This is a genomic window from Wolbachia endosymbiont of Dirofilaria (Dirofilaria) immitis, assembly GCF_013365455.1.
In the GTDB taxonomy this organism is placed as follows: domain Bacteria; phylum Pseudomonadota; class Alphaproteobacteria; order Rickettsiales; family Anaplasmataceae; genus Wolbachia.
Window position 1 is genome coordinate 838,040 of record NZ_CP046578.1, and the last position, 12,584, is coordinate 850,623.

General features: G+C 33.0%; 9 protein-coding genes. 4 read left to right on the forward strand and 5 right to left on the reverse strand.

What is annotated here, in order from left to right; all coding sequences use genetic code 11:
* Window positions 1-766 precede the first annotated feature (766 nt).
* Window positions 767-3,217, forward strand: coding sequence for a type I DNA topoisomerase (gene topA / locus GOY12_RS03315; protein WP_175818624.1), 2,451 nt, complete (start codon window positions 767-769; stop codon window positions 3,215-3,217).
* An 899-nt stretch (window positions 3,218-4,116) separates the two neighbouring features.
* On the opposite strand, the gene trhO is transcribed toward topA, so the two are convergent.
* Window positions 4,117-4,950 (reverse strand): oxygen-dependent tRNA uridine(34) hydroxylase TrhO, encoded by an 834-nt coding sequence (gene trhO, locus GOY12_RS03320; protein ID WP_175818723.1) that lies wholly within the window; start codon window positions 4,948-4,950, stop codon window positions 4,117-4,119.
* A 122-nt stretch (window positions 4,951-5,072) separates the two neighbouring features.
* Between trhO and GOY12_RS03325 the strand changes: the two genes are divergently transcribed.
* Window positions 5,073-6,671, forward strand: a complete 1,599-nt coding sequence (locus GOY12_RS03325; protein ID WP_175818625.1) for an ABC transporter permease — start codon at window positions 5,073-5,075, stop codon at window positions 6,669-6,671.
* A gap of 23 nt (window positions 6,672-6,694) precedes the next feature.
* Here GOY12_RS03325 and apaG read toward each other — a convergent pair whose 3' ends face one another.
* Complete coding sequence (apaG, locus tag GOY12_RS03330) at window positions 6,695-7,099, reverse strand: Co2+/Mg2+ efflux protein ApaG (protein WP_175818626.1); 405 nt, start codon at window positions 7,097-7,099, stop codon at window positions 6,695-6,697.
* A gap of 115 nt (window positions 7,100-7,214) precedes the next feature.
* Between apaG and GOY12_RS03335 the strand changes: the two genes are divergently transcribed.
* On the forward strand, window positions 7,215-8,261 hold the full coding sequence (locus tag GOY12_RS03335; protein WP_175818627.1) for a 5-(carboxyamino)imidazole ribonucleotide synthase: 1,047 nt from the start codon (window positions 7,215-7,217) through the stop codon (window positions 8,259-8,261).
* A gap of 15 nt (window positions 8,262-8,276) precedes the next feature.
* Here GOY12_RS03335 and GOY12_RS03340 read toward each other — a convergent pair whose 3' ends face one another.
* Window positions 8,277-9,305, reverse strand: a complete 1,029-nt coding sequence (locus GOY12_RS03340; protein WP_175818628.1) for an aspartate-semialdehyde dehydrogenase — start codon at window positions 9,303-9,305, stop codon at window positions 8,277-8,279.
* 140 nt (window positions 9,306-9,445) lie between these two features.
* On the opposite strand from GOY12_RS03340, the gene GOY12_RS03345 reads away from it, so the two are divergent.
* Window positions 9,446-9,871 carry a hypothetical protein gene (locus GOY12_RS03345; protein ID WP_175818629.1) on the forward strand — a complete coding sequence of 142 codons (426 nt, stop codon included), beginning with the start codon at window positions 9,446-9,448 and terminating at the stop codon, window positions 9,869-9,871.
* An 8-nt stretch (window positions 9,872-9,879) separates the two neighbouring features.
* Here GOY12_RS03345 and GOY12_RS03350 read toward each other — a convergent pair whose 3' ends face one another.
* Together GOY12_RS03350 and GOY12_RS03355 are read right to left on the reverse strand one after the other, a co-directional pair.
* The gene (locus GOY12_RS03350; RefSeq protein WP_175818630.1) at window positions 9,880-11,154 is read right to left on the reverse strand and encodes an APC family permease; all 1,275 of its coding nucleotides are present in this window, start codon (window positions 11,152-11,154) and stop codon (window positions 9,880-9,882) included.
* 98 nt (window positions 11,155-11,252) lie between these two features.
* On the reverse strand, window positions 11,253-12,527 hold the full coding sequence (locus GOY12_RS03355) for an APC family permease (protein ID WP_175818631.1): 1,275 nt from the start codon (window positions 12,525-12,527) through the stop codon (window positions 11,253-11,255).
* Between the last annotated feature and the right edge of the window lie 57 nt (window positions 12,528-12,584).

Here is a 12,584-nt window from a genome sequence, read left to right on the forward strand (position 1 = left end):
AAAGATATAGCAATTTTATCTATAACCCTGAGTAGATAGAAAATAATACAAATAAAATGTTAATATTTATTTATATAAAAATATAAAATCATTAGGTTATTATATCAGTTATATAGAAAATCATATCCTTTTATAAATTCTCTAAATCAGATAAATAAATACACTTAGATGACTGCATATTTTTCCTCCAGAAAAGCAATACTATTCTTGATCAGTATTTAAAAGAGAAGTTTTCAGGTATTGGAATTTAAAACTTTATCATATAGTAACAAAAAGACATTCGGAAGTGCTTGAACACCTACTCTAAAAAACATAAGAACTATCATAAAGATAATCTTAATAAGATGCAGCGACAATTAAACAAAAATTGAAATAGTATCCAACAGTCAAAATAATTTAAGTCCCTCAAATGTAGTAGTTAACAAAGGTCTACTACAAAAAAAAATAAATAGTAGCAGATTCTCTATCTAAGCCGCTTCTATGTTACCAGCAGTCAGTACGTACTATCTCAGAAAAATAGCCCATTGCTCACCTAAAAACACCAGTAGCTAAAATAGCAAGCAATCGAAGTTAATTATATCTTACTACCGCCGTAAGTATATATTATTGCAGTAAGCTTCCAAAAAGGCGCTTTTAGGCAGCAATACCTAAAATTTTGATAACGGTCAACAATTCATTGCATAAAATACATAATAACAATCAAAATATTTTTTTACTTTTTACCATATATTCCTCAACATACTATCTTTAGGTACTAATAAATAATATGGCACTATTGATAGTTGAATCGCCTGCCAAGGCAAAAACAATAGGCAAGTATTTGAGCAAAGAGTTCAAAGTAGCTGCATCTTTCGGACATGTAAGAGACCTTCCAGTAAAGAAGGGCTCTGTTGATCCAGATAATGGCTTTACTATAAAGTATGAGATTATTAAAAAAGCAGAAAAATATGTAAAAGAGTTAGCTAAAGAAGCAAGTAAGACATCGGATATATACCTTGCAACAGACCCAGATAGAGAAGGAGAAGCAATAGCCTGGAATGTGGTAGAAGCACTAAAAGAAAGAAAAGCAATCAATGACAAAAGCAACATTCATAGAGTAGTCCTTAATGAGATAACAAAAAGGGCGGTACAAGAAGCTATCAAAAATCCACGCAAAATAAATATGGACTTAGTGCATGCACAACAGGCACGTAGAGCTTTGGATTATCTAGTTGGATTTAGTTTGTCGCCACTTCTATGGACAAAATTGTCAGGAAGTAAGTCCGCAGGACGAGTACAATCTGTAGTACTTAAGCTCATATGCGAACGAGAAGATGAAATTAGCAAATTTATATCACAAGAATACTGGAACATAGAGGCAAAAATACAAAATAGCAAAGACGAAACGTTCTTTGCTATGCTAAACTACTATGATAACAAGAAGCTAGAAAAGTTTGATATTAAGAATCAAGAAGAAGCAAAGAATTTAGCAAGAGAAATTGGGTTAAAACAATACTATATAAGCACAATAGAGCGTAAGCAAATTAAAAGAAATCCGATGTCTCCATTTGTTACTTCAAGCCTTCAGCAAGATGCAGTAAATAAGCTGCATTTTAATGTGAAAAATGTTATGCGCATAGCACAAAACTTATATGAAGGCATCAATATCTGTGGTGAGAACATAGGACTAATAACTTACATGCGTACGGATGGGTCCCACATTGCAGACGAGGCTATAAGCTCAATCAGAGATTTGATTAAATCATTATATGGTAACAAATATTTATCAAAGTCTCCTCGTCAATATATAAAAAAGGTAAAAAATGCTCAGGAAGCACACGAAGCAATTCGCCCAACTGATATAAATAGAACACCAGATAGCATTAAAAGCTATTTAACACTAGAACAATTCAAATTATATGATTTAATTTGGAAAAGAACCATTGCAAGCCAGATGGAATCAGTGATCTTTGATCAGGTAGTAGTTAAGATTAGCTCTACTGACCAGAAGGTAATTCTACGAGCAAGTGGGTCAAGCATATTTTTTGACGGTTTCTACAAAGTTTATAAAGATAACGTAGATAGTGAAGGTGAAGTCCTTCTACCTACCATGAAAGAAGGTGAGGTATGCAAGCTAATTTCTATCAATTCAAAACAACACTTTACCCAGCCGCCATTACGTTATAGCGAGGCAAGTATCATTAAAAAAATGGAGGAAATCGGCATAGGACGCCCATCAACCTATGCAATAATTATTTCAGTATTGCAGAATCGTGAGTATGTTACACTAGACAATAAAAGATTCATTCCAAGCAGCCGTGGTAAGATCGTTACCATATTTTTAGAAACCTTCTTCCAACATTGTATAGAATATGATTTTACAGCACAAATGGAAGAGAAGCTTGATTTAATCTCGAATGGACGTACAGATTGGAAAAAAGAACTAAGCTACTTCTGGGTACCGTTTTTTAATCTTGTAAACTCTGTCAAGCAAATGACACATGAAGAAATTTTCAATGGCATCCACGACCTAGTAGTTGATTGGTTTTGTTCGGAGAAAGGAAAAAAAGAAATAGGTAGGAAATGTTCTGGTTGCTCTAATGGTACATTGAAACTGAATTTTGGAAAAGCTGGGGTATTCCTTGGATGTTCTAACTATCCTATATGCAATTATACAAAAGAAATTACTAGCAACAATTACAATTTAGAATACCCAAAAAGTTTAGGCATAGATAATATAACAGGGCAAGAAGTAGTGATTAAAAAAGGTCCTTTCGGGCTTTATTTAGAATTTAATAGTGAATCAGAAAAGAAAAAAACGGGATTCATACCAAAAGATATGAATATTAATGATATTGATCTGATTACTGCGACACAGTTACTTTCCTTGCCAAAAATAATTGGAGAACATCCAAAAACTGGAAAGGAAATAAAAATGGGTCTTGGACGATTCGGGTACTATATTTTTTATGATGGTAAATACTTCTCTCTTAAGAAGAGCTCCAAAGAAGTATTGGAAACACAGTTAAATGAAGCTGTGCAAATCATTGCAAACGGCTCACGAAAAGAGCTAAAATCTCTTGGATTTAATGACAAAGGAAAAGAAGTTTTCATTCGCAATGGCAAGTATGGATTTTACATAAAGAGTGGTAAAATAAAAGTCGCTTTGGGCAAAAACGCAGATATTGAAGGTATAGACCTGAAGAAGGCCCTAGACCTAATTAAGAACAAAAAGTAAATATTTAAAGAATGTATGCGCTTATAGCTTTTTCATAAAAAACACATTAAGATATCAAAATCTATAATTAGAAAAATAACCGTAAATTATTAACTGTACATAGAGATAAAATTACTTTAAATAGTATCAGAGGTTTTTATTTACATAAAATTTAAAAAAAGTATTCATAATAATAGAAATGGATTAATAGACTATGAACGTTAAGTAGGTAACATATTAAAAAAAGCGATTGAAAGAAACAATAATTGTATTAAGAAAAGAAGAGTACTATTCCTTAATAGGAATACTAATATCAGAGCCTACTAAAAATAGTGTATGGCGATTAATTTAACTCAAAAGAATATCTATGAATATCATGTAATGTCACAACAAACACAAGAAAAGATAAATAATGCAACATATCCTGTAATTAGAAAATCAACAAAAAAGTTTTATCTGGCTAGAGAAGTACCTAATAATACAAGATAAATTTAGGGATGTTCAATAAACATGGTAGATTGCTAGATAATGGCATCAACATTAATAGCAAAGGTAGCCAGAGTTCTCACACAGTGAGTAAGGTGCTGTTTCCTTGATAAAAAAAAGAACATAGTAAAATTTCTTTTTAAAGTAGTAGCCGAAATTTACATATAACAGCAAAATCTCTTTCTTTTGCTAAGAAAATAGAAATAAATAACCAGTTATAATTTAAAAACTTGCCAGCTCACTTTTCTAAGGCTACTCTACAACAGTTTTTTTAGTACTCTTTTCACTGTTTACGTAAGACGACGCAGCGTGAACTTAGTATATTCTAATATATTTGAAATGTCGTAGATAAAAAACATCCTACTTTTTACTAGTACACTTAACCCTAATTTAAAATTCATCAAAAGATGATACAGGAAATAAAAAATATCCCCCTAACACAAAAACTTTTTTCTAATTCCAAAGCTTTCACAATCAGAGCAAATTACCTGACTACGTGAAACTGACTTTAGCCCGTTTGTTGAAACTTGATTTAGGCAGAATATACATTTTATTTTGTCACTTGGGACAAGCGAGTTATTAACAGCAATCCTATTATCAAAAACAAAACATTCACCTTTCCAATTACCATTTTTATTATAGGTCTTTTCAAGGTAAGAAAGAATACCACCTCTAAGATGATAAATATCATTAAATCCAAGTCCCCTCATATATGCTGTAGATTTTTCACATCTAATTCCACCTGTACAATACATAGCTATTTTTAGATCTTTATCCTTAGGAAAAGACTTCACCCACTGAGGAAATTCACGAAAATATTGAATATTTGGATTGATTGCATCTTTAAACTTACCTAATTTCACTTCATATCTATTTCGGACATCTATCACTAAAACATCAGGTTGAGAGATAAAATCATCCCAACATTCTGGATCAACATACTTACCTTTAAGTGAAATATCAAGATTACTTACACCAAGGTTTACAATTTCCCTTTTTAATCTCACTTTCATTTTACTAAATGGTTGAAATTCCGCTGCACTTTCTTTCCACACAAGATCTTTTAGCCTATGATCAGAATGTAGAAAATCAAATATTCTATCAATTGCATTTCTTTCACCAGAGATAGTTGCATTGATACCCTCTTCTGCAAGGAGTATGGTACCCTTTAATTTAACATCATTACATTCAGCTTTTATTATATCTTTCATATCGTAGTAATTAGAGAGCTCTACAAAGTGATAGAAAGTTGCAACAACGAAGCTCATAACTATTAAATCCATCAACTTAAAGCATAATATATAAAATTATAAAAGTATTCAACAGATCTTCTCTGGATATCTTTAGCTTTTACATATAACATTTTAATATTAAGCGTGGATCGAATTTAATGCCTTTAAGAATATTTAAAAACATATTCTTATTTCTAGTAAGCATATTATTCATTTGTCCTATATTATCATTAGTATCAATTCTACTTACAGAATCAGCAAATTCAGGATGGGTTATAAGTACACTTTTCCCCGAATATATACTAAATACATTAATTTTAATGATAGGGATTGGAAGTTTATCTTTTATATTTGGAGTAGTACCGGCCTGGCTAACCATGTTTTTTTCATTTCCCGGGAGTAGAGTTTTTGAAGTTGCCCTGTTTTTTCCAACATCAATTCCTGGATATATAGTATCTTTTGTCTATGCCAATGTACTAGAGTTTTCAGGTCCAATACAAAGTTTGCTAAGGGAAATTTTTCACTGGAACAAAGGTGATTATTGGTTTCCTGAGATCAAATCTTTAGGTGGTGGAATACTGGTGATGGGATTTAGTTTGTATCCATATGTTTACATACTAGTCCGCTCAAGTCTAAAAAATGTTAGCAACTCAGTTACTATTGCATCAACACTTGGAGTTTCCTCATTACGGAGCCTATTTTCTGTTATAATACCCTCTATAAGCCCATCAATTATAGCTGGACTATCCTTAGTGCTTATGGAAGTAATCACAGACTTTGGTACACCACAGCTTCTTGCAATTGATACTTTCAGCACAGGAATATATCGCACTTGGTTTTTACTACATGATAAATACTCAGCAACTATTTTAGCAATTGCAGAATTAACCTTCATTATAGAACTAACAATAATTGAAAAAATCCTAAAAAAAAAGAGAGTATCCTATTCTGCAATCAACACTAATGCAGATTATCACAATAAGCGAAACATAAGTGGTACCTTACCATTGATCTTTGCTTATATCATATGTATATTGCCAATATTAATAGGCTTCATCTTTCCAATTATTCCACTCATGTATTGGAGTACAGAAAAAGGTTTTTTCATACACGAGTCAAGGTTCTATAACATAATAGCAAATAGCTTTAGTTTATCATTTATTACTGCACTAATCTCAATTAGCATCGCAATAATAATTGGATATACAGCACGTAAAAATAAAATAATTAATAGTATTGCACGTCTCATTTCTTTAGGCTACGCAATTCCAAACACAATTATTGCAATTAGTATAATAATATTCCTGAGCAAAATATCTTCTCTTGCTACTCAATATATTGAAGAAATCAGTTTAGTAGGAACCATTGGCGCTTTAATTTACTCATATTTATTCCGTTTTTTTGCTATATCTTTTAGAGCAATAGAATCAGGACTTAAAAAAATGCCAAACGAAATTGAGTGGACTGCACACGCTATGGGTCATGGACCTATCTCTACATGTTTGAGTATCCATATTCCTCTCATTAAAAAGAGCATAATATCAGGATTTTTACTCGTATTCATGGACACTATTAAAGAGCTCACAGCAACACTTATTATAAGACCATTTAATTTTGAGACCATATCAACTAGAATATTTGAGCTCATAAGTGATGAGCGTTACAAAGAAGCTGCCCCATTTTCCTTGATGATAGTTATAATCTGTTTAACCTCTACAATGATTTTATTCAAGCTTGACGATGAAAACAAAAAATAAACCCTCCTATAAAAATTGATGGCTTAATGTGGCCTAGCATTTGTATATGGGCTATCCAAAGAAAAAGGTGGTATCATAACCTCAAAAGTTTTCGCGCTTCCTTCATTTAGAAACTCATACTTACCTTGCATTATTCCAGATGGTGCATTCAAGTACGTTCCGCTTGTGTACTTAAATACTTCTCCAGGTCTTATCACAGGTTGCTCCCCAATAACACCAACACCTGCAACTTCATTTACCTTTCCTTTATAATCTATTATTCGCCAATGGCGGCTCAGTAATTGAACAGCTGATGAGCCTTTATTTTTTATCCTAACATTATACACCCAGACATAGCAATTCTCATAAGGGATAGATTGTTCCTCAATATAAACTGGCAGAACTGTCACTTCAACAGAGTTAGTAGTAAGTGTATATTCTAGAGTCATTATCACAATAAGGAAAACAACACTTTATATTTGTACATTATTCTCATGGACTTTTCAAGTACATTGTCATATTCTAATTCAGCTGCAATAATACGAACAGACACTTGGTAAAAGGATGATAGGAATAATAGGCAGTGGACAGTTAGGCAAAATGATTGCTATCGCTGCAACAAAGCTTGGACAAAAAACACATATCTTTGCCAACGCTAAGGATGATCCAGCTTGCTCTGTTGCTAATAATTTAACAATAGCAGGTTTGTCTGACAAAAAGGCACTTGAATCTTTTGCACGGAACATAGACTTAGCCACTATTGAATCTGAAAATATTCCATGTGATGCAGTTGATGTTATATCACAACATGTGAACTTCTATCCTAGTAAAAAAGCACTATATATTTCACAAAACAGACTTAGGGAGAAAGATTTTATTAGAGGTCTAGGTATAAAAACTGCTGGTTATAAAAGCATACAAAATTATGATGAGCTGTTAGAAAGTAGTAGAACTCTTAACTATCCAACAAGACTGAAAACAACAGAAATGGGTTACGACGGAAAAGGACAATATGTGATCAGGAACGATTCTGAAGCAAGACAACTCGCTTCTTTTAATTGGAATACACAGTACATTCTCGAAGCAAGTATTGACTTAATGAAAGAGGTTTCAATAGTTGTTGCAAGAGATAGAAACGGTAAAGTAGCTTTTTTCCCTATAGCAGAAAACCATCATGTTAATGGAATACTTGACACTTCAGTTGTGCCAGCTAAAATAGACAACGAGTTAACTCAAGAGATACACCAAGTTACAAGGAAAGTAGCAGGTGCGCTTAACATAATAGGAATTCTAGCCATTGAATTTTTCATTACTAAAAACAATGAGCTGCTAATTAACGAACTCGCTCCAAGGCCTCACAACTCTTGCCACTGGAGTTTAGATGCATGTAACATTAGTCAGTTTGAGCAGCTAATCAGAGTAATATGCGGATTACCTATGCAAGAAATAGTATTACGCTTTCCTTGCATGACAAAAAACATAATAGGTCATAATATATATGATTTTAATAGGTATTTAACTGACAAAAAAGCTAGCCTAACAATATATGGGAAAAAAGAGGTTAGAGATAAGCGCAAAATGGGACATGTTAATATAGATTTAAGTTATTAATCTACAAGTACCCCCTTACAAGTATCCCCTAGTTAAAATCTCTAGAATCTGCACTATATTTAGTGCTGCACCTTTACGCAAGTTATCAGCTACTATCCACATATTTAACCCATACTTGACTGTATTGTCTTGCCTAATACGTGATATATATACTGCATCTTCCTGTACAACGTCGATTTGAGTTATATATTTGCCATCTTCACGCCTATCATACACTAAAATTCCATTACCCTCAGCCTTACTCAGTATTTCACGAGCTTGCTCCTCAGTAATGTACCTACAAAACTCAACATTTACTGCTATAGCATGACCAATAAAAACAGGCACCCTAACACAAGTTGCAGTTACTTTTATATCCTCTCCTAAAATTTTTTTTGTCTCCTCCTGCATTTTCCACTCCTCTTTCGTAGAGCCATTTTTCATAAACTCTCCTATATGAGGAATACAATTAAATGCTATTTGCTTAGGGAATATCTCAGGTTTTTTAGTTTCATTCATGAAGACTTTCTTTGTCTGGTTGTAAAGTTCATCCATTGCTGCCTTGCCTGCACCAGAAGTTGATTGATAAGTTGAAGCAATAATCCTCTTTATTTTCGCTTTTTGGTGTAACAGATGCAGTACTAGTAGCATCTGTATTACAGTACAATTTGGATTGCATATTATGTTGTGATTCCTATATTCTATGATTTTTTCCTTATTAACCTCTGGAATAATTAGTGGCACGCCCCCTTCCATTCTAAAATGTGAGCTATTGTCTATTACGATACACCCTGCCTTTGTTGCAACTGGTACGTACCTTTTAGAAACATAACATCCAGCGCAAAAAATAGCTATATTAACCCCAACAAAGTCATAGCCCTCAAGACACAAAACAATTAATTCTTTATCATAAAAACTTACCTTTTTTCCTTCTGATTTTTTAGATGCAAACGCAACAACAAAATCTATCGAAATTTTTTTTTCGCCATGAAATTCAGCTAGTATCTTTAGTACTTCACGCCCTACTCTTCCGGTTGCTCCAATAACAGCAATCTTATGTCCCATGCAGATAAATTTCTAACTTTGAATGCATATTATATTCCCACTGATAAAATTTACAATTATTTTAATATTTTTACCTTGAAATTAATTGTAATTCAGTTATTATTACATAATATTGACAATATTGCATAACAAAGCAAGAGATGAATAAAGAAAATAATGAAATTGTAAAGCCCACATCATCTACCCCTCAAGAAACTGAGAAAATCAATGAACCAAGAGTTCAAAATGTTCTTTCACAAAAAAAATATAAGATAAATTTTGATGATAGAAAGTATGCTGTAAAAATTATTAAAACACAATTTACAAAAATAGAACAGCAGCCTTTAAAACCAAAAGGCTTTTTAAAATCAATACCAGTAATAGGAAAGCTCTTAGCAAAAATTTTCACATCTGAAGGGGAGACATACAAACTAAGATTGCAAACAGACCACTTCAGTAAAGCAAAAAACGAGACTTGCATAAACAATAAATACACAGAAGGAGTAGGTAGTAAGCTTAAGAAAAGCAATGTTGAACAAGTAGATAAAGAAGAGAAAAACATAAATATCGACCATTTAAAGTTTTAGCTATCGAATTATGAAGAAACTTTACGATACCAAAACAAGTAAAGAGGTGTACCGCTTACAGTAAATAAGCTTGAGATTAGCAAGGTATTAATAGGAGTTTCACATATTATCCAGCAGCAAAAGGTTGTTGCTATAACACCAACTAAAAGCTTGCAATAATTCCTTTCTTCTATAATAACCTTTAAAAAAGCAAGGCTGCACGTAAGGTAAATAAGTAAAAAGGAAATTACAGAAAAATCAATAATTGATGTAATTTGCTTAGCAAAATTATTACTTGAAGTGAGAATTAACAAAATTGCAGTTCCAATTGAGCTTGTTACTATTCCCAAAAAAGGAGAACCATGCTTATTTCTTTTCGCAAAGAATTGTGGCATAAGTTTATCTTCCGCAAGACCAAAAGCAACTTGTCCACTAGATAAAACCCATGAGTTTAAACTGCCAACACAGAAGATAAATGCAATTATAGAAATAATCAAATGCCAACTACCAGAAAACATAACCCTTATCGCATCAACATATGGTGCTTTTGAATTCGCCAAATCGTTGCCATTAATTAGTCCCATAATTGTAAAACTATTAATAAAATATATAATAGCAACACAGATTGTACCAAGTACTACAGCTTTTGGTATAGTTTTAGCTGGATCATTTATTGACCCTGCAGGTGCTGTTGCCAATTCAACTCCAACAAAACACCATACAGTCAGGAGTGTAGAACGTGCAAGAATTTGTGATATTGTAAGATTTGAGATTTTTTCACTTATAATAAAGTTGTTTCTATCAAAAAAACACAATGCCACCATAGGTATTGCAAGTAACACAGAAACTTTTATAACTGTGAGTAGGAGCTCAACACGTCCAGCAGCAGCTATTTCTCTTAAATTTATTAACGTAATAACTGTAAGCAATAGTAACCCTAAAAGTAACCGCACACTTTGAACGTCTTCATAAAAAAATGGCGTAAGATAACCAACACCTACAATTACTAGAGCTGTTGTACTAACCCAGGAAATTACCCAATAAGTCCAACCAACAAAAAAGGCCACTGTAGAACCAAAAGCATATTTTGTATAAATATGAGGGCCTCCGGTTTCTGGAAACTTTGCACATAGTGTAGCGAACACTAAAGAAAGAGACACAGCACCAGTCCCTGATATTATCCAACTTATTAGGCTATAAATACCATATGGTGCAATGCTAACTGGAAGCATAAAAATCCCAGAGCCAATCTGGCTACTGATAACTAAAGCAAAAACTGTTAAGAAACCTATTTTATTTGACACAATACCCCTGATCTATTAACATAGGCTAGCAGTATAACTTAACCACAAGAACCTTAACAAAGAAAAAATTATGTTTTTAAGTTAAGCTTTTAGAAAGGTCACCTTATAGATTTGCGGTACCAAAGCAGATAAATAGGTGTTACGCTCAGGGGAAAGAGACTTGACATCAATAATGTCCTGATAGGAATCTCATATATTATCCAGCAACAAAAAAGTATAGCCACGCCTCCAATCAGTAACTTGCAATATATCTTTTCTTGCATAGCAATCTTAAGAAAGGCAAAACTAGATACTAAGTAGATAAATAAGAATGAAACCACAGAGACATCAATTATTAAAGTTACTTGCTCAACAAAATTTTTGTTTGACGTTAGAACAAGCAAAACTATTACTCCTAAAGTACTTAGCATTATTCCATAAAAAGGAGCATCGTACTTATTTCTTCTAGTAAAAAGCCTTGGCATTAACTTGTCCTCTGCAAGACCTAAAGCAATTTGTCCATCAGCCAAGAACCAAGTATTTAAGTTACTTACAGAAACAATAAAAGCAACAACAGAAACGATTACATGCCAATTACCTTGAAACATAATTTTCACTGCATCAGCATATGGTGCCCTTGAATCAGCTAGGTCATTACCGCTTATTAATCCCATAATTGCAAAATTGTTAATAAAATATATAACAGCAACACAGATTGTACCAAGTACTATGGCTCTTGGTATTGTCTTACCTGGATTATTAACAGATCCTGCAGATGCTGTTACTGATTCAAGTCCAACGAAACACCATAGAGCAAGAAGTGTAGAGTGAGCAAGAATCTGCGATGTTGTAAAGCTTGACAGTTCCTCACTTATAATAAAGTTATTTCTATCAAAAAAAAACAAAGCCGCCATAGGTATTGTAAGTAGTGCAATTATTTTAATAATAGTTAATAGAAGTTCAACACGTCCAGCAGTAGTCACCCCTCTTAAATTTATTAGCATAATAGCTAAAATCAATACCACTTCTAAAAGCAAACGTATATTTTGCATATCACTATAAAAAAGAGGAGCTAGATAACCAATACTTGCAATTGTTACAGCTGTTGAACTAACCCACGAGCTTATCCAATAAGTCCAACCAATAAAGAAAGCCACTGTAGAGCCAAAGGCATATTTTACGTAAACGTGAGGACCTCCAGTTTTTGGAAACTTTGCACAGAGAAAAGCAAAAACTAAAGCAAAAAATATAGCACCAAGCCCCGATATCATCCAGCTCATAGGACTATATATGCCATATGGAGCAAGACTAATTGGAAGCATGAAAATTCCAGAGCCAATTTGACTACTAATAACTAAGGCAAAAACAGTCAAAAACCCTATTTTATCTGACACAACGTTTTCTGGTTTTAGCAAACAGATTAATAATTATTCTTGCCGCTCATGCAAGGT